Source organism: Bradyrhizobium sp. i1.15.2, assembly GCF_040548425.1.
GTDB lineage: Bacteria > Pseudomonadota > Alphaproteobacteria > Rhizobiales > Xanthobacteraceae > Bradyrhizobium > Bradyrhizobium canariense.
In genome coordinates, this window is record NZ_JBEPRQ010000001.1 from 520,143 (window position 1) to 538,704 (window position 18,562).

General features: G+C 64.2%; 16 protein-coding genes. 11 read left to right on the plus strand and 5 right to left on the minus strand.

What is annotated here, in order from left to right; all coding sequences use genetic code 11:
- Positions 1 to 3 precede the first annotated feature (3 nt).
- On the minus strand, positions 4 to 732 hold the full coding sequence (locus ABIB80_RS02535; RefSeq protein WP_007597931.1) for a helix-turn-helix transcriptional regulator: 729 nt from the start codon (positions 730 to 732) through the stop codon (positions 4 to 6).
- A 167-nt stretch (positions 733 to 899) separates the two neighbouring features.
- Here ABIB80_RS02535 and ABIB80_RS02540 point away from each other — a divergent pair, with 167 nt between their 5' ends.
- The 9 genes from ABIB80_RS02540 (at position 900) to ABIB80_RS02580 (ending at position 9,938) form a co-directional block, all read left to right on the plus strand.
- On the plus strand, positions 900 to 1,076 hold the full coding sequence (locus ABIB80_RS02540) for a hypothetical protein (protein WP_007597932.1): 177 nt from the start codon (positions 900 to 902) through the stop codon (positions 1,074 to 1,076).
- A 328-nt stretch (positions 1,077 to 1,404) separates the two neighbouring features.
- Positions 1,405 to 2,343, plus strand: a complete 939-nt coding sequence (locus ABIB80_RS02545) for a LysR family transcriptional regulator (RefSeq protein ID WP_219679008.1) — start codon at positions 1,405 to 1,407, stop codon at positions 2,341 to 2,343.
- A 143-nt stretch (positions 2,344 to 2,486) separates the two neighbouring features.
- Entirely contained in the window at positions 2,487 to 3,365 is an 879-nt protein-coding gene (locus ABIB80_RS02550; RefSeq protein ID WP_354127028.1) for a shikimate dehydrogenase, read from the plus strand.
- Between the two features lie 58 nt (positions 3,366 to 3,423).
- Positions 3,424 to 4,554 (plus strand): ABC transporter substrate-binding protein, encoded by a 1,131-nt coding sequence (locus ABIB80_RS02555; RefSeq protein WP_007597937.1) that lies wholly within the window; start codon positions 3,424 to 3,426, stop codon positions 4,552 to 4,554.
- A 157-nt stretch (positions 4,555 to 4,711) separates the two neighbouring features.
- Entirely contained in the window at positions 4,712 to 5,587 is an 876-nt protein-coding gene (locus ABIB80_RS02560) for a branched-chain amino acid ABC transporter permease (protein ID WP_354127029.1), read from the plus strand.
- Positions 5,584 to 6,582: a branched-chain amino acid ABC transporter permease gene (locus ABIB80_RS02565; protein ID WP_354127030.1), complete on the plus strand. Its 999-nt coding sequence runs from the start codon at positions 5,584 to 5,586 to the stop codon at positions 6,580 to 6,582. Before ABIB80_RS02560 ends, ABIB80_RS02565 begins: the two co-directional genes overlap by 4 nt.
- Positions 6,579 to 7,322 carry an ABC transporter ATP-binding protein gene (locus ABIB80_RS02570; protein WP_219678996.1) on the plus strand — a complete coding sequence of 248 codons (744 nt, stop codon included), beginning with the start codon at positions 6,579 to 6,581 and terminating at the stop codon, positions 7,320 to 7,322. Before ABIB80_RS02565 ends, ABIB80_RS02570 begins: the two co-directional genes overlap by 4 nt.
- Positions 7,323 to 7,332: 10 nt before the next feature.
- Positions 7,333 to 8,070, plus strand: coding sequence for an ABC transporter ATP-binding protein (locus ABIB80_RS02575; protein ID WP_007597945.1), 738 nt, complete (start codon positions 7,333 to 7,335; stop codon positions 8,068 to 8,070).
- A complete protein-coding gene (locus ABIB80_RS02580; protein WP_354127031.1) occupies positions 8,067 to 9,938 on the plus strand; it encodes a bifunctional sugar phosphate isomerase/epimerase/4-hydroxyphenylpyruvate dioxygenase family protein in 1,872 nt (623 codons plus the stop codon). Before ABIB80_RS02575 ends, ABIB80_RS02580 begins: the two co-directional genes overlap by 4 nt.
- 150 nt (positions 9,939 to 10,088) lie before the next feature.
- Here the strand turns inward: ABIB80_RS02580 and ABIB80_RS02585 are convergent, their stop codons facing one another.
- Positions 10,089 to 11,261 carry an ABC transporter substrate-binding protein gene (locus ABIB80_RS02585; protein WP_007597947.1) on the minus strand — a complete coding sequence of 391 codons (1,173 nt, stop codon included), beginning with the start codon at positions 11,259 to 11,261 and terminating at the stop codon, positions 10,089 to 10,091.
- A gap of 307 nt (positions 11,262 to 11,568) precedes the next feature.
- Between ABIB80_RS02585 and ABIB80_RS02590 the strand changes: the two genes are divergently transcribed.
- Positions 11,569 to 12,831: an NAD(P)/FAD-dependent oxidoreductase gene (locus ABIB80_RS02590; protein ID WP_354127032.1), complete on the plus strand. Its 1,263-nt coding sequence runs from the start codon at positions 11,569 to 11,571 to the stop codon at positions 12,829 to 12,831.
- A 176-nt stretch (positions 12,832 to 13,007) separates the two neighbouring features.
- Here the strand turns inward: ABIB80_RS02590 and ABIB80_RS02595 are convergent, their stop codons facing one another.
- A complete protein-coding gene (locus tag ABIB80_RS02595; RefSeq protein ID WP_354127033.1) occupies positions 13,008 to 14,219 on the minus strand; it encodes an ABC transporter substrate-binding protein in 1,212 nt (403 codons plus the stop codon).
- A gap of 44 nt (positions 14,220 to 14,263) precedes the next feature.
- Complete coding sequence (locus ABIB80_RS02600; protein WP_354127034.1) at positions 14,264 to 15,484, minus strand: cytochrome P450; 1,221 nt, start codon at positions 15,482 to 15,484, stop codon at positions 14,264 to 14,266.
- Between the two features lie 84 nt (positions 15,485 to 15,568).
- Here ABIB80_RS02600 and ABIB80_RS02605 point away from each other — a divergent pair, with 84 nt between their 5' ends.
- Positions 15,569 to 16,075: a MarR family winged helix-turn-helix transcriptional regulator gene (locus ABIB80_RS02605; RefSeq protein WP_007597952.1), complete on the plus strand. Its 507-nt coding sequence runs from the start codon at positions 15,569 to 15,571 to the stop codon at positions 16,073 to 16,075.
- A gap of 359 nt (positions 16,076 to 16,434) precedes the next feature.
- Here ABIB80_RS02605 and ABIB80_RS02610 read toward each other — a convergent pair whose 3' ends face one another.
- Positions 16,435 to 18,285 carry a feruloyl-CoA synthase gene (locus ABIB80_RS02610; RefSeq protein WP_354127035.1) on the minus strand — a complete coding sequence of 617 codons (1,851 nt, stop codon included), beginning with the start codon at positions 18,283 to 18,285 and terminating at the stop codon, positions 16,435 to 16,437.
- Positions 18,286 to 18,562: the final 277 nt, after the last annotated feature.

Here is an 18,562-nt window from a genome sequence, read left to right on the forward strand (position 1 = left end):
CGCTTAGGGATTGATGATCTTGTTGCGAATCGCCAGTGCAACCGCATGCGTACGGTTCACGGCTCCGAGCTTGCGCCCGGCGGTCGCGAGATGCTCTTCGGCGGTACGCTGCGTGATGTGCAGTATCTCGCCGATTTCCCAGGCCGATTTGCCCTGTGAGGCCCAGGAGATCACCTCGCGCTCGCGCGGAGTGAGGCGCGTCGAGGGATACGGCGCCGGATCGAGCAGACGGCGAATGTGGTCGAAGCCATACATCGCCATCAGGTGCAATGCCGGCTTGCTGCGGGCGTTGAGATCGAGATGGATGCCGCCGAGCGACACGGCGGCTTCATAGCCGGTGAGCCCGTGGATCGGCACGATGAAGCCGCGCGACATGCGGAAATCGCCGGCGCGGTTCATGACCTCCGCCGCGCCCGGATCGAGTTCGGCATCATAGGGCGCTTCCGACCACTCGAATGGGTTGACCGATTGTCGGCACATCCGCACCACGGGGTCGACGCGGTCGTAGTTGTTCTGGGTGTAGAGGCTGAACCATTCCGCGGGCCAGCGCTTGGCGAGCACCATCTGTGCGAACCGCTGGTCGGGATTCGGCAACCCTGTCACGATGATGGTTTCAAAGCCGAAGCGCCCGAAGGCCCCTTCGAGCGCATTCATAGCGTCCGGAACCCTCCGATAGGCCCCTAGCCCCTCAATGAAGTCGAGCGCTTCCCGGCCATAATCCACGGCGGACATCGGTGCGTTTCCTGACCCTCGCTGTGCGATATAGCACGTCTTTGGGCACTGCCTCAATTCACGGTTTCCGTAGTTTCCCGGTATCCCATTGACCAAGAAGGTTTAATCTACTTGTGGAAGAAGCGACGTCAAGATACACCTACAATGTCTGAAGCGGGGAAACCACGATGGAAGACGAGGACATCGCCCTCAACAGCGTGCTCGGCCTGGAACTCAACCGCGTATTTTTCGCGGTCCGCGAAACGGCAAACAAGCAGAAGATCATCGAGTTCGCGCGCGGGGTGCTGCAAAGCGAGCGCAGCAAGCCAGCAGAGAGCGCCTCGCCGGACGGACCGGCGAGCTAGCACGCAATCGCTGTGAGCGCACGAACGGTCCGTTCGGTGCCATGCCTTCCTCTGAACCGAACAACCGAACGCGAATGTTTCCTTCCTTCTCCCCTTGTGGGAGAAGTGGCATAGGCGGCCTTCGGCCGCCGTTCTTAAAACAAAACGCCGATGCTTCGCATCGGCTATGGCGCCGGATGAGGGGTTGTTTCCACGCGTTCAAATGCGCGAGGCTCGCGCGGGAGAGAACCCCTCACCCGTCTCGCTCTATCGCTGTGATCCACCCTCTCCCACAAAGGGGAGAGGGAACGGCAGCGCCGCCCACGATTATCTTTTGGATGCCTAGGACATGATGACGCTGCGCCAGGTTGAAGTGATCCGTGCCGTGATGGTGACGGGCACGATCGGCGGCGCGGCGAAGCTGCTGAACGTTTCGGCGCCGGGCATCAGCCGCCTCGTCAAATACACCGAGCGCTCGCTCGGCATCCGCTTCTTCCAGCGCCAGAACGGACGCTATTTCCCCACCCCGGAAGCCGAGAACATCTTCGAGCAGATCAACGGCGTCTACAAGAAGGTCGACGACCTTTCCGAGATCATCTCCAAGATCGGACGCGGCGGATTGTCGGAATTGCGCATCGGCTCGGTGCCGAGCATTTCGCAAGTCATGGTGCCGCGCGCGATCGAGCGGGTCCGGCGGCGCTATCCGGATCTCGGCATCGACATCAACATCCTCAAGCTCGAGGAAGCCATCGACTACCTCATGCTCGGCCGCGGCGAGTGCGTGGCGATGAGCTACCGCCTGGAGCATTCCGGGCTCGACTTCATGCCGCTCGCCTCAGGCGAGCTCTATTGCATCGTGCCGCCGGGCCACGAGCTCGCCGGCCGCAAGCAGGTCTCCGCGGCCGAGATCACGCGCTATCCGCTGATCGGCATTGATCCCAACGATCCCTACGGGCGGATCATGGCCGAGATCTTCGCGCGCCACCGCCTCGCATACAACATCACCATCCGCGCCCGCTTCGGCACCACGGTCTGCGCGCTGGTGAAGGCGGGGCTCGGCATCGCCGTCATCGACCAGTTCACGGTGGCCCATGGCGGCTATCCCGGCATCGAGCTGATCAAGATCACCGAGCCAACGCGATTCGAGACCTATATCGCGGTGAAGCGCGGCGCGCCGCTGTCGCTTCATGTCGAGTATTTCATCGAGTCCCTGCGCGCGGAGATGCGCGCGGTCGAGCCGTCGCAGGGCAAAGGCAGGGCCGCGGCGGCACGGGGGCGGAAGAGATAACATTATGTTAGGTTTGCAGGACAAAAGGGTAATTGTGTTAGGCCGAGGAAAGACTATCGTTCCTAGGGGAAGCCCCTTGGAATTGGGCGGATTTCCCCGCTAATGGCCGGGACCGAACGCTCCCAACGAGACGATAGCGAACCATGTCAAAGCGCGGACCCGCCGCATCCAAAAAGCTCCTGACCGGCCTGATCGGCGCACCCATCGCGCATTCCGCCTCCCCTGCCATGCATGAGCGCGCCGCGGAGGGGCTTGGCCTGCGCGGACATTATCAGCTCATCGAAGTGGCCGGCGCCGATACGGCCGGGCTCCGGCTGATGCTGGAAGGCGTGCGGCGCCTCGGCTTTGCCGGCGTCAACGTCACCTTTCCCTACAAGGAGGCGGTGGTCCCGCTGCTCGATGAACTGGCACCGGGTGCGGCCGCCATGGGGGCGGTCAACACCGTCGTCGTCAGGAACGGACGGCTGACCGGCCACAACACCGACACGACCGGCTTTGCGCGCGCCGTCGCGCCGCTGCTGGCGCCGTCCGGCAACGCGGTGGCCGTGATCGGCACCGGCGGCGTCGGCAAGGCGATCGCCTTTGCGCTGGCGAGCCTTGACGTGACCGACATCCGCATCTTCGACAGCGAGCCGGCACGCGCCGAAAAACTCGCCGCGCTGCTCGTCAAGCAGGGGGGCGCCAGGGTCGCCGCAAGCGTCGAGGATGCGCTCGACGGCGCAACCGGCCTCGTCAACGGCACACCGGTCGGCATGCTGCCGAACCGGGAAACGCCGGTCTCGCCGACGCTGCTGCGTCAAAACCTGTGGGTCGCCGACGCCGTCTACTCACCGCTGATCACGCCGCTGCTGGTGGCTGCCCAAGCCAAGGGCGCGCGGATCATGACCGGCCGGGAGCTTGCGATCTACCAGGCCGCCGACGCTTTCGAACTGTTCACGGGTCTTGCCCCATCGACCGAGATCATGGGAGAGGCATTCGACGAGGTGATGGCGGCACGAAGCTCGGCCTATCACGCAGCGTAACCGAAGCGGCCGGACACAAGGCCGCGCACAACATCAACGAAAAATGGGAGGAGAGACCATGAAATCGACCATTCTGGCCGGCGCCCTGCTTGCCTTCGCGACTGCAACCAGCGTCCACGCCCAGGCGATCAAGCTCGCCGACGTCGCCGAGTTGTCCGGCGGCGGCGCCACCGTCGGCACCAACTGGAAAAACGGCATCGACCTCGCGATCGAGGAGATCAACGCCAAGGGCGGCGTGCTCGGCCGCAAGCTCGAAGTCACTCATGCGGATTCGCAATCCAACCCCGGCGTCGCGCGCGCGCAGGTGCAAAAGGCGCTCGACGCCGAGCCCTATGTGCTGCTCGGACCCGGCTATTCCGGCTCGGTGAAGGTGACCGCGCCGTTGGCGGCCGAAGCCGGCATCGCGCAGATCATGGGCGGCGAAGCCGCCGAGCTGACGCAAGGCGGAAACAAATTCCTGTTCCGCACCTCGTTCGGCCAGCAATCGTCGATGCCGAAGGTCGCCAAATACATTCACGACGACATGAAGGCGAAGTCGGTCGCCGTGGTCTGGGTCAACAACGATTTTGGCCGCGGCGGTCGCGATGTCGTCGTCAAGGAGCTCGACCGGCTCGGCTCCAAGGTGGTCGCCGATCTCTCGACCGAAGCAGGTCAGGCCGATTTCGCCGCCGACGTCGGCAAGATCAAGGCCGCCAATCCCGATGCCGTGTTCGTCTATTTGAACGAGGAAGAGAGCGCACGTATCCTGAAGGAGCTGAAACGTCAGGGCGTCACCGCGCCGCTGATGGGCGAGACCACGCTGATCGGGCAGAAGGTGATCGAGCTCGCGGGCGATGCCGCCAACGGCGCGCGTGGCCATGTCGGTCTCACCACCGATGCGCCGGTCGACCTGATCAAGGCGTTTCGCGACAAGTTCGCGAAGAAGTACAATTACGTGCCCGACCATAACGGGCTGAAAGGCTATCTCGCGGTCTACATGGTGAAGGCCACCACCGACAAGATGGGGAAGGTGGATTCGAAGGCGTTCGCCGACACCCTGCACGGCCTGACCATTAAGGCCGCGGACGAGCCGGGCATCCTGATGGACGTCACCTTCAGCGACACCGGCGACATCGACCGCCAGAGCTTTCTGGTGGAAGTGGTCGAAGGCAAGCAAGTGGTGAAGCAGGTGCTGCCGAAGGTGAAGTGAGGTCTTTGCCTCTCGCCGCGCCTGTCCGCCGAAGGTTTAGCGAAGGCGGATGCGGAGCGAGATCTTTCGTCTCCCTCTCCCCGCCCTTCGCGGGGAGAGGGAGAAAAGGAAGAGCGGGGAGAGCGAGAAGACAGAGCGCGAGCGCCGAGAGGGGAAAATGTCCAATCTGTTCGATCTTCTGGTCGCGGGACTTGCCACCGGCGCGATCTATGCGCTGGTCGCGGTCGGCTTCACGCTGCTGTGGCAGACTTCGCAGACCATCAATTTCGCGCAGGGCGAGTTCGTGATGCTGCCGGCGTTCCTGATGCTGGCGGCGATGCATGCCGGCGCGCCGTTCTGGCTCGCGATCATCCTCGGCATCCTGCTCTCGATGCTCCTGCTCGGCCTCGCCTTCAAGATGCTACTGGTCGATCCGATGCTACGCCACGGCGTGCTGCCGCTCGCGATCGCGACCATGGCGCTCGCGATCGGCCTCAAGGAGGCCGTCAAGCAGTTCTTCAGCGCCGAAGCCTCACCCTTCCCCTCGATCGTGCCGACCGGCGATATCTCCATCCTCGGCCATGCCGTCTCGCTGCAAAGCATCGGCGTTCTCCTCCTCGCCATCCTTGCCGTCTTCGGCTTGACTGCGCTTCTCGACCGCACCTCGCTCGGCCACCAGATGCAGGCGGCGGCGCAGAACCCGACGGTGGCGCGCATCATCGGCGTCCCTGTCGAGCGCATGATTCTCCTGACCTTCCTGATCAACGCGTTCCTGGTCGCGCTCGCCTCGCTGTTGATCACGCCGATCTACCTCGCGAAATTCACGTCCGGCGAGGTACTGGGCCAGGCTGCCTTCATCGCCGCGATCATCGGCGGCTTCAACCAGGTGCGAGGCGCGATCGCAGGCGGCCTCCTGATCGGCGTGCTCGACAATCTCGCAGCCGCCTATGTCTCGACGCAGTATCGCGCCGCCGTGCCGATGATCTTCCTGATCGCCGTCATCCTGTTCCGGCCGCAGGGCCTGCTCGGCCGCGCCGAGGAGCGCACCGTATGAGCGGCTTCGCCAAACCTCTCAAGATCGCGTTCGGCCTCATCGTCATCGCTGCGCTGATCGCAGTCCCCATGAACTTCAACCGCTATGGCCTGTTCATCCTGAGCCAATGGGCGGTGATGGCCATCGCCGCGATGGGCCTCAACCTCACGCTTGGCTATGCGGGCCAGGTCTCGCTGGCGCAGGGCGCCTTCGTCGGCATCGGCGCTTACGCGGCAGCGATCATGACCACGCATGGCTGGCCGCTGCCGGCGGCGATCGTCGTCGCGATCGGCCTGAGCTTCGCGGTCGGCTGGGTGCTCGGCTATCCGGCGCTGCGGGTGCAGCACCACTACCTCGCCTTCGTCACGCTCGCCTTCTCCACGCTGGCCTTCCTGGTGTTTCGCAACGAGAGCTGGCTCACCGGCGGCATCTACGGCATCTCCAACATTCCGCGGCCGCACATCTTCGGCATCGCGACCAACAAGCCGCTGCCGTTCTACTATGTCTGTCTCGGCTCGCTCGCGATCGTGTCGCTTGCAGTGTGGTGGCTGATCCGCTCGCCCTGGGGCCGCGCCTTCATGGCGTTGCGTGAAAACCCGCTGCGGGCGCAGTCCCTGGGCGTCGACACGCGCCGCTATACGCTGATGGCATTCGCGATCGGCTCGGCGCTCGGCGGCGTCGCTGGCGCGCTCTATGCGCCGCTGACGCAATATATCGATCCCGTGCCGTTCAACCTGTCGCTCTCGCTCGACCTCCTGATGATGGTGATCGTCGGCGGCGCCGGCTTCTTCCTGGGTCCGTTCCTCGGCGCGATGATCGCGGTGCTGCTGCCGGAATGGCTGCGCTTCACCGAGGGATATTATCTGATGCTGTACGCGATCGCGGTGATGGGGCTGCTGATCTGGTCGCCGACCGGCATTTTGGGAATCCTCGACCGCTATCTCGCCGAGCGCCGAACCAAGGCGGCCTCGGCCCAGCGCGCCGTCGCAAAGTCCCGGCTGGAGACAGTGCAATGAGCGCGGTCCTCGAAGTCTCCGACATCAAGAAGAATTTTGGCGGCATCAGCGCCGTCGGCGGCGTCTCTTTCGACGTCCGCGAGGGCGAGATCCTCGGCCTGATCGGACCGAACGGCTGCGGCAAGTCGACCCTGTTCAACTGCATCCTCGGCCAGCTCACGCCGAGCGGCGGCGAGGTCAAGCTCGACGGCAAGGTCGTGACGGGCCTGCGACCCGCCGAGCTCAACAAGCTCGGGGTCAGCCGCACCTTCCAGCTCCTGCAGGTGTTCCCAAAACTCTCGGTGCGCGAGAACCTGATCCTCGCAGGACAGGAGCACCAGGGCAGCATGGCCTCGCGGCTGGTCGGCCGCTCCGATGCCGGCCTGACGGAGGCCGCCAACCAGATGATCGGCTTTTTCAAGCTCGATCATCTTGCCGACGAGCCGGCCGGCGGTTTGTCCTATGGCCAGCAAAAACTACTCGACGCCGCCATGGCCTTCATGGGCGGACCGCGGCTGGTGCTGCTCGACGAGCCCGCCGGCGGCGTCAACCCGTCGATGCTGGCGGACCTGAAGGAGCGGCTGGTCGCGATCAACCGCGAGAAGAACGCCACCTTCGTCGTGATCGAGCACAACATGGAATTCGTGATGTCGCTGTGCTCGCGCGTGATGGTGATGGCGGAAGGCAAAGTGCTGGCAATGGGACGACCCGACGAGGTCCGAAAGAACCCCGCCGTGATCGAAGCCTATCTCGGACATTAGGAGAGCGACCATGAGCGATCCGATCCTCTTGGTTCACAATCTCGTCGGCGGCTACGGCAAGATGACGATCCTGAACGGCACCACCTTCGCCGTGCCGCAGGCCACCATCACCACCATCATCGGCCCGAACGGCGCCGGCAAGTCCACCGTGTTCAAGGCGATCTTCGGCCTGCTCAAGCTGCGCGAGGGCAAAATCAGCTTCGCCGGCCGCGACGTCACCAATCTGAGCCAGCGCGCGCTGCTCAATGCCGGCATCTGCTACGTGCCGCAGGGCCGCAACATCTTTCCCGAGCTGTCGGTGCGCCACAACATCGAGCTCGGCGGCGTTTCCGCCGGCAAGGGCATCGACCTGCAGAGCCGGATCGAGGCCGCGCTCGACCTGTTCCCGGCGCTGCGGCGGAAATCGACGCAGCAGGCCTCCACGCTATCTGGCGGCGAGCAGAAGCAGCTCGAAATCGCCCGCTCGCTGCTGCTCGAGCCGAAGCTCGTGCTGATCGACGAGCCGTCGATCGGCCTGTCGCCGCTGATGGTGCAGCAGACTTTCGACATCCTGAAATCCCTGCGCGACCGCGGCGTCACCATTCTGATGATCGAGCAGAACGCACGCTCGGCGCTGGAGATTTCCGACATCGGCATCGTGCTCGAGCTCGGCCAGACCCGCATGGTCGACGGTGCGAAGCGCATTTTGAATGATCCCCGCATCGGACAATTGTTCCTTGGCGGCGCCATGGAGGACAACGCAGCATGACCAAACGCTCGATCGCAACGGTCTCTCTCTCCGGCGCCCTTGACGAAAAGCTCCGCGCCATCGCATCCGCCGGATTCGACGCGGTCGAGATTTTCGAGAACGATCTGCTGTCGTTCGGCTCAGGCCCGCGCGACATCGCAAAGCTCTGCGGGGACCTCAATCTCGAGATTTGCGCGTTTCAGCCGTTCCGCGATTTCGAGGGCATGCCGGAGCCGCAGCGTTCGCGCAACTTTGCCCGCGCCGAACGCAAGTTCGACCTGATGCAGGAGCTCGGCACCGATCTGCTGCTGATCTGCTCCAACGTGTCGCCGGCCGCGCTCGGCGGCATCGACCGCGCCGCAGACGATTTTCGCAAGCTTGGCGAGCACGCCGCCAAGCGGTCCTTGCGCGTCGGCTACGAGGCATTGGCCTGGGGACGCCACGTCAACGATTACCGCGACGCCTGGGAGATCGTGCGGCGCGCCGACCATCCCGCGATCGGCGTGATCCTCGACAGCTTTCACGCACTGGCCCCCGGCTTTCCAGTCCGCGCGATGGCCTCGATCCCCGGCGACAAGATCTTCCTGGTCCAGCTTGCGGACGCGCCGAAGCTCGAGCTCGACATCTTGTCGTGGAGCCGGCACTTCCGCTCCTTCCCCGGCCAGGGCGACCTGCCGGTCGGCGAGTTCATGGCGGCGATCGCGGCGACGGGCTATGCCGGGCCGCTGTCGCTGGAGATCTTCAACGACCAATTCCGCGCCGGCTCGGCCATACAGACCGCGGTCGACGGCCTGCGTTCGCTGATCCTGCTGGAGGACCAGCTTGCACCGGCTTGGCCAAAGCTCGTCAGCGAACCCTTGGCGCCCAAGCCCAAAAGTGGAGGCACGGGATTCATCGAGTTTGCCGTCAACGAGACCAAGGCCGGCGAACTGGCCCGCCTGCTCGCGCAACTCGGTTTTTGCAAGACCGGCAAGCATCGCAGCAAGGCGGTGGAGCGATGGTCGCAAGGCAAGGTCGAGCTCGTCGTCAACTCCGAGACCGACGGCTTTGCGCATTCGCACTACGTGACGCATGGCCCCGGCGTCTGCGCCATCGCGCTCGACGTCGACAATGCCGGCCTCGTCATGCAGCGCGCCGAGACACTGAAGGCGCGCACCTTCTACCAGCCGGTCGGGCCGGGCGAGCTCGAGATTCCCGCAATTCACGGCGTCGGCGGCAGCCTGCTGTATTTTCTCGACCAAGCCGGCAAGAACTGGAACACGGATTTCGAACCGGTCCCGAGCGACGCCGGCGCGGACGCGCTGCTAGCTGTCGATCACATCGCGCAGTCGATGCCCTACGACGAGATGCTGTCCTGGCTGCTGTTCTACACCGGCATCCTCGATCTCGAGCGGCTGCCGCAGATGGAGATCGCCGATCCCAGAGGCCTCGTGCAAAGCCAGGCCGTCATCAACGGCGACCAGAGCCTGCGCTTCGTGCTCAACGGCTCATCCGCCAACCGCACGCTGCCGGCCCGTTTCATCTCGGAGTTTTTCGGCTCGGGCGTGCAGCACGTTGCATTCTCCTGCCGCGACATCTTTGCGGCGGTCGCGGAAATGCGCAAGCGGGGCGCGGATTTTTTGGATATCCCGGACAATTACTACGATGACATCGAAGCCAAATACGACCTCGCACCCGAGCTGATGGCGCAGCTGCGCGCCAACCATATTCTCTACGACCGCGAAGGCGACGGGGAGTTCTTCCAAGTCTACACCCACATCTTCGATGAGCGTTTCTTCTTCGAGATCGTGGAGCGGCGGGATTATCAGGGGTTTGGTGCGGCCAATGCCGGAATCAGGCTTGCCGCGCAGGCTCGCGAGGTGCGGCCTGTGAGCATGCCGCGGGTGTAGTGGCCGTCATTGCGAGGAGCCCTTGCGACGAAGCAATCCAGAATCCCTCCGTGGAAAGATTCTGGATTGCTTCGCTACGCTCGCAATGACGAGAGAGAGAGCTGAGAACCCCTCTCCCCGTAAGGACGGGGAGAGGGAGAAGCAATCAGCTCACTTCATCGCGCATTTGTCGTGGAAACGATCCTGGTCGTTTTCGACGATGGTCGCGACCGTCTTCAGCGAGAGTTGGCCCTCGCCGTCCTTGACCACGTCCTGGAGATAGAAGCTCTGCACCGGGATGTGGTTCTTGCCGTACTTGAAGGGACCGCGCAGCGACTTGAAGTTGGCCTTCTCCATCTCGGCCTTCATCGCGTCCTTCTTGCTGGTGTCGCCCTTCACCGCGACCACCGCGCTGTTGATGAGCTGGGCCGCGTCGTAGGCTTGCGCGCCGTAATAGGTGGGACGCAGGCCGGTGTATTTCTTGCGATAGTCGGCGACGAAGCGCTTGTTCTGCTCGTTGGGCAGATCATTCACCCATTCCTGCGCACCGGGAACGCCGAGCGCATTCTCCTTCTGCAGCGGCAGCGACAGCTCGTCGACGGTGAAAGCCGTGTAGAGCGGCATCGTGCTCTTCAGCCCGGCCTGCGCATATTGATTGAGGAACTGCACGCCGGCTGCACCCGGATAGAACACGAAGATCGACTCGGCCCCCGAGGCGCGCGCCTTGGACAGCTCGGCGGAGAAGTCGAGCTGGCTCGGCCAGACCGTGTATTCCTCGCCCTTGACCTCTCCCTTGAACGTGCTCTTCACGCCCGCGAGCATGTCCTTGCCGGCGGCATAGTTCGGGCCGATCAGGAACACGCTCTTGACGCCCTTCTGGTTCATGTAGAGGCCCATGGCAGCCGGAGTCTGGTCGTTCTGCCAGGAGGTCGAGAACACGTAGGGCGAACAAAGATCGCCGGCGAGCTGCGACGGGCCGGCATTGGCCGAGATCAGGAAAGTCTGCGAGTCCACCGCGGTCTTCAGCGAGGCCAGCAGCACGTTGGACCAGATATAGCCGACGATGAAGTCGACCTTGTCGGACTGCACCAGCTTCTCGGTCTTCTGCTTGCCGACGTCGGGCTTCTGTCCGTCGTCCTCGTAGATCACCTCGACCGGCTTGCCGTCCATCTTGCGGCCGAGATGATCGAGCGCGAGCTCGAACGAGTTGCGCATGTCATTGCCGATCACGGCGGTCGGGCCGCTGAAGGTCGAAACGAAACCGATCTTGATGGTGTCGCCGGCGGATGCCGGGCCTGCCAGCACCAGCGCCGCTGCGCCCGCCAGCCAGAATGCCGTCCTCATAACCACTCCCCTCCATATTATTATGCCCGGAAGCGGGGTGATTGCCGCCCCGGGTCATCTCTATTGAACGCAAAATCTCTCGCGCCGCCAATGGCTCGGCGCCCGCCCCTGCACCATATTTCGCCCCGATCGGCGATAGCAAGAAATATAATTCTACTCACTTCGGCGGAGCATGCGGCGCTTTTTAGCGGGATAGCGATACACTCGATACCCTTAGCCTATCCGTCCATTGATGACGGCTATTGGACCGCCACGCCCAATCCGCACTTAAATGAGAGAATAGAGCAGCGAGATTCGAGGGCGCATCATGACCACGACACCGCACCGCGTCGTCATTGTCGGAGCCGGCTTCGGCGGGCTGGAGACGACCTACCGGCTCGCCGGCAGCCCGGTCGAGATCACGCTGATCGACCGCCGCAACCATCATTTGTTCCAGCCGCTGCTCTACCAGGTCGCGACCGCCTCGCTCGCCACCAGCGAGATCGCCTGGCCGGTCCGGCACCTGATGCGCGACCGGCGCGACGTGACGACGCTGTTTGCGACCGTCAGCGGCGTCGATGCCGACAGGCGCTGCGTGCTGATCGACGATGGCAGCGAGGTGCCGTACGACACGCTGGTGCTCGCCACTGGCGCGCGGCACGCTTATTTCGGCCACGACGAATGGGAGCAGTTCGCGCCCGGCCTGAAGACGCTGGAGGACGCGACCACCTTGCGCCGTCATATCCTGGTGGCGTTCGAGCGCGCCGAGCGCGAGACCGATCCGGCCAAACGCGCGGCACGGCTGACTTTCGTCATCGTCGGCGCCGGTCCAACGGGCGTGGAGCTCGCGGGGACCATCGCCGAGATGGCGCACCACACCTTGCCAGCCGACTTCCGCAATATCGACACCAACAAGGCGCGGGTGGTGCTGATCGAGGCGGGTCCGCGCGTGCTCGCAGGCTTTCCCGATGATCTCTCGGCCTATGCGCAGGCCTCGCTGGAGAAAATCGGCGTCGAGGTCGTGCTGGGACAGGCCGTCACTGAGATCGACCGCGACGGCGTGGTGTTCGGCGGCGAGCGGCTCGATGCCAAAACCAAGATCTGGGCCGCCGGCGTCCGTGCCTCGCCCGCCGCGGAATGGCTGGGCGCACCGGCCGATCGCGCCGGACGCGTCCAAGTGGAAGCCGATCTCACCATCCCCGGTCATCCAGAAATCTTTGCGATCGGCGACACCGTTTTGATCAACGCCTGGGACGGCAAGCCGGTGCCCGGCATCGCGCCGGCCGCCAAGCAGCAGGGCCGTCACGTGGCCGAGACCATCAAGGCCCGGCTGCGCCAGGAGCCGACCGGGCCGTTCCGCTACAAACACTCCGGCAGCCTCGCGCAGATCGGCAAGCGGCTCGCGGTGATCGATTTCGGCCGCATCAAGCTGCGCGGCACCATCGCGTGGTGGATCTGGGGCATCGCCCACATCTACTTCCTGATCGGCTTGCGCCACCGCCTCAGCGTCGCGCTGAGCTGGCTCTGGATCTACGCCCGCGACCAGCGCGCCGCGCGGCTGATTACGCAGGGAAGCAGCAAGGTGGTGTAGCTTTTTCTTCCTTCTCCCCTTGCGGGAAAAGGTGGCGCGAAGCGCCGGATGAGGGGTCTGTCTCAGCGCGCTCGAAAGAGAATGACTCGCGGAGAGAACCCCTCACCCGGCTTCGCTTTGCGAAGCCACCCTCTCCCACAGGTGGAGAGGGTGCAGCGGCGCTCGCGGCTACATCACTACTTCACCAACCCGCACCCACCTTCCGCCAACGGTCGAAACGCCTGCTCCGCAGAGATCGTCGAGACCAGCTTGTAATAGTCGTACGGATATTTCGATTCCTCCGGCTTCTTCACCTCGAACAGATACATCGGATGCACGACGCGGCCGTCCTGGCGGATCGTGGTGTCGCCGAACAGCTTGTCCTTACCCCTAAACTTCTTCATCTCGGGCACGGCGTCCTTGGCGTTGTCGCTGCCGGTCGCGGCGACCGCGTTGAGATAAGCGAGCGTGGATGCATAGACCCCGGCCTGGTTGCCGCTCGGCATCTTGCCGTTCATGCCGGGCCGCGCGGCGAACCGCTTGGCGAAGGCGCGGGTGTCGTCGTTCATGTCCCAGTAGAAGGCTTCCATGAGCTGGAGCCCTTGCGCGACCTTGATGCCCATGCCGTGGACGTCGTTGATGAAGAGCAGGAAGGCGACGAGCTTTTGTCCGCCCTGCTGGATCCCGAACTCGGCGGCCTGCTTCACCGCATTGATGGTGTCGCCGCCGGCATTGGCGAGCCCGATCACCTGCGCCTTCGAGCCCTGCGCCTGCAACAGGAAGGAGGCGAAGTCGGAGGTGCCGAGCGGATGCTTGGAGGACCCCAACACCTTGCCGCCATGCGCCTCGATGTATTTCTGGGCTTCCGCCTCGATGCCCTTGCCGAGCGCGTAATCGACCGTGAGGAAATACCAGTCCTTGCCGCCGCGCGACATCATCGCGGCCGCCGTGGTGTTGCCGGTGGCCCAGGCGTCGTTGACCCATTGGATGGTGTTGGGGGAGCAGGCCTTGCCGGTGAGATCGGAGCTCGCGGTCGACGATGCCAGGAACGTCATGCGGCTGTCGCGCAGCAGCGTGTTGATGGACAGACCGACCGCCGAATTCGGCACGTCGACAATGGCGTCGACGCCTTCGACATCGAGCCATTTGCGCGCGATGGCATTGCCGACGTCGGCCTTGTTCTGGTGATCGGCATAGACGATCTCGACCTTGATGCCTTTGCCGCCGCCGTTGAAATCCTCAGCGGCCATGCGCGCGGCCTCGACCGAACCCATGCCGTTGGTGTCCTGGAAGATGCCCGAGATATCGTTGAGCACGCCGACGCGCACGACATTGTCCGATATCTCGGCATTTGCCGCACCGCCAATCAGGCTCGCGGCCAGCGCAAGCGTCCACTTCAAATGTCTCATGGTTCCCTCCCCTGTCGTATTGATTGTCTTCGACGCCAGTAGCATCAGGCCGGCGTGATCGTTACAGGCAGGCTGTCAAGACCGCGCAGCGTGTTGTTGAAGCGGCGCTGTGGCTCGCCCGTGATCTCGATCTTCGCGATCCGGCGAGCCAGCGCCGCAAGCATTGTCTCGCCTTCGAGCCGCGCGACCAGCTGGCCGACGCACATGTGAATACCTGAGCCATAGCCAACATGGCCGGACGTGCGGCGGGTGATGTCGTAGCTGTCAGGCTTGTCCCAGCGCCGCGGATCGCGATTGGCAGCCGCCAGGAACATCAACACCTTCTCACCCTCACCGATGGTCGCGCCTGACAGTTCGACCTCGCGGGTTGTCGTGCGGAAGAAGGTCTGCACCGGGCTTTCAAAGCGAACGGCCTCCTCGAAAGCGTTGCGTGCCAGCGTGACATCGTTGCGCAGGCGCTGCCACTGCTCAGGGAAGCGCGCGAGGCAGTAGACCGCAGCCCCGATGCCGTTGACGGTGGTGTCGAGGCCCGCCGACAGCAGCGAACGCACCAACAGCGGCGCTTCGGTGGCGGTGATGGCACCCTCGTCGACATGGGCGTGGATGCAGGCGCCGATGCCGCCGGGCGTGAGGTTGTCCCGCTGGCACTGCTCGGTGACGTAAGCCTGGTGTGGCGCCGAGCGCGCGATGGCTTCCTGGCGCAGCTCGTTCGGCGGGCCGAAGGCGTTGAACACGACGCTCGCATAGGGAATCAGATGTTCGCGCCCCTCCGGCTTCAGCCCGAGCGCATTCGGGAAGATCGACAGCGGATAGGCCTCGGCGAGGTCCGTGATGGCATCGAAGCTGCGCTTCTCCAGCAGCGCGTCCACACGCTGTTCCGCTGCCGCGGCAAAGCGGTCGCGCAGCCCCTTCATGACCGTCGGCGACAGCACCTTTGAGAGCACCGCGCGGGTGCGGGTGTGCGCGGGCGGATCGGCTTCGAGGATCAGGCTCGGCGGCCGCCACGGCGTCTCCTTCTTGAAGTCGGACAGGCCGACGCCGCGGCTGGAGCAGAAGGTCGCGGGATCATTCAGGACGGCATGGACCTCGGCATAGCGCGCGACGCCATAGACGTTCCACTTGTCGAGATAGACGACAGGTCCCGCCTCCCGCAGCAGCTCATGCGTGGGATAGGGATCGGCGAAAAAATCCATCGCGAAAGGATCGACGTCGAGATGCGGGACGGCCGACGAACCGTTGATTTCCGGGGAGCTGGAAGCGCTCATGGAAGTCCTCACTTATTTTGATCTTGTGCAAGGGCGGCGCTTACCCTTAGGTCTTTCGGACACGCCGCGAGACAGAATCCCGATATGCCGCCGTCTTCGACCAGAGCCCGCCAGAAACCTGCGCCCGCCGATACGGGACCGACGCTCGATCTCGACCGCTACGTCCCCGCGTTCATCACCTTCATCGCCAACAAGCTCTCGAACAGCGCCACGGCGTTCTATCAGCGGCAGTTCGGCGTCAACGTCACGGAATGGCGGATCATGTCGCTGCTGGCGATCGAGCCCGGCATTCCGGCGTCGCGCATCTGCCACGTCATCGGTTTCGACAAGGGCCCGGTGAGCCGAACGCTGGCCGGTCTGGAAAAGCGGGGCCTGATCTCGATCCGCACCGATCCCAACGATGGGCGCACCCACTCGATCTCGCTGACGGCGAAGGGCCGCGCCATCCATGACAAGGTGATCGTCGCGGCATTCGAGCGCGAACGGCGCCTGTTGTCCTGCCTGGACAAAGACGAGCGCGAGGTGCTGATCGACCTGTTGCGCCGTCTGCACGAAAATCTCGGCGCGGTCACCGGCAGCACCGAGACCTGACGAACCACGCAGCGAGCGCTGAGCCCTGTCATGTCCGGGCATGCACCGTCGTTCGCCGGCGGTACCCTCTCTGCCGAGCATAGCTTCCTCCGATCCGACGCGGCGGTTCTCCCGCCGTCATCCTAGTCTGGAACGGTTCGCACAAACTAGTTGCTTAGGCAACAAAAGAATCATGCAGGATAATGCGGCAGGTTGGCTGGCCTTTTTCTTTGCCCCGCTCTCGTGTTCCGGACGCGCTGCAGCGTGAAGCGCTGCTGCGCAGAGCCGGGATCCACGCGACCGCGCGCACAAACGAGATAGGCCCGGCTCTGCAGCGCATCACTGGGTGCTGCGCTGCTTCCGGGGCACGGGCCCAAGCCCTACAGACCGATCCACTCGCCTGGCGCAGCGTCATCCAACCGCGCCACCGCATCGGCACGCCGCGTCAGCACCGCGCGCTGATTGATGTAGCCCTTGTCGGTGATCTCGCCGCCGTCCACCGACGGCGGCTCGTCGAGCAGCAGGGCACGCGTGGCGTGGCCGGAGGAGTTGGCGCCGTGTTGCTTGAGCTTCGCCAGACCCTGCGCGATCGCGGCTCTGACCTTGTCATGCGCAAGCACGTCGTTGACGCCTGCGGTCTCAGGCAGGCCGGCATGCGCGCGGCACGCAGCGATGTTCGGAAACACCAGGAAGCGCACCTCGTCGCCGCCATGGCCGGTGATGACGATATCCTGCGCGAGCGGCGCCAGCGCGGCGATGCCGGCGAGGCGCAGCGTGCCGACGCTGACCCAGGTGCCGGAATTGAGTTTGAAATCCTCCGCGACGCGGCCGTCGAAGAACAGGCCGCGCTCGGGCCGCTTCGCATCGGCGAACTTCACGGCGTCACCGATGAGATAAAATCCCTCGTCGTCGAACGCCTGCCTGGTCAGCTCCGGCGCTTTCCAATAGCCCGGCGTGACGTTGGGGCCGCGCACGCGCACCTCCAGCTTGTCGCCCGAGGTGACGAGCTTCAATTCGGTGCCGGGGATAGGCACGCCGATGTTGCCCGAGCGTTCCGCGAGGAAATGGCAGTCGGTGGCCAGCGGCGAGGTCTCGGTCGAGCCCCAGGCCGAGACCATCGGCATCGCGCGGCCAACAGTCTTGACGGAGAGTTCTTCGAGCGCGTCCCAGAGATTCTGCGGCAACGCGGCACCGGCGTAGAACGCGAATTTCACCTCGCTGAAGAAGCGGCGACACAGTTCCCCGTCGCCGCGCAGCGCCGCGATCAGCATATCGAAGCCGCGCGGCACGTTGAAATAGACCGTCGGCATCACGCTTCTGAGATTGGCGAGTGACATCGCAAACAGACCGGGCGCCGGCTTGCCGCCGTCGATATAGAGCGAGCCGCCATTGCGCAGCACGAGATTGAAATTGTGGTTGGCGCCGAAGGTGTGGCTCCAGGGCAGCCAGTCGAGAATGACGAGATCGTCGCGCCCCTGTTCGAGAAACGTCCAGGTCTGCGCCTTGGCCTGCTGGCTCGACGTCAGCATGCGCTGGGTGTTGATCACGGCTTTCGGCGTGCCGGTCGAGCCCGAGGTGAACAGGAATTTTGCGATGGTGTCCGGTGTGACAGCGGCGAAGGCTCTTGCGACGTCCGCCGTTTCAGGCGTCGCCGCAACGGTGCGAAAGGCGAGCGCATCGGCGTCGCTCGCGTTGCCGCTGATGACCTGCGCACGATGCAGCGGCTTGATCGCGGCCAGCGCCGCCGCAAACGGCTTGGTCGCGGAGACATAGATCGCGCCGGGCTCCAGCAACGAGATCATGCTCCTGAGCTTGTCAAAATCCTTCGACATCAGCGAATAGGCTGGCGAGATCGCGGCCGAGGGCACGCCGACATGCTGGGCCGCGAGCGCAAGCAGCGCATGGTCGATACTGTTATCGGATAGGATCACGAGCGGGCGTTCGGCGCCGAGTCTTTGCGCCAAAATCCACGACGCGGCCGCGCGGACTCTCCGCAAGGCCCCCGCGTAGGTCATGGTGGCCCAGGGCGTATCGGCGCTGTCACGCTCAGCGAGGAAGACCGTGTCGGGCTTTTGCCGCGCCCATTGCTCCAGCCAGTCGCCGACGCAACGCGCGCCATCGCGCAGGGCCTCGGGCGAGCGCAGCACGATGCTGCCGTCCGCGCGATGCTCGGCAACGGTTCTGGGTGTCGCGAACAGGCTCGAAGCATCACCGCGAGGGGCGGCTGTCATGGTTTCCTCCTCGCCTGGAAGCCGGGATCGACCGCAGCCTCGTCGCGGACCGCGTTGGCCGGCATGTTGGCCACGACAATTGTTGGGGCGCAAGCTCGAGGCCGGTGAGCTGCCCATTATTTGCGCAAATGCCCGTAACAGGGCGCTGACACGCAGGCCCGCCGGCGCTCGAAATATCCCCCAAGCCACTGATCCATCGATAATATCCGCAGCACTTGTCCTGCCCGGATTCTGTACACAATGGCACATCGCTTGCTTCGATCCGGGTGAAGAGACG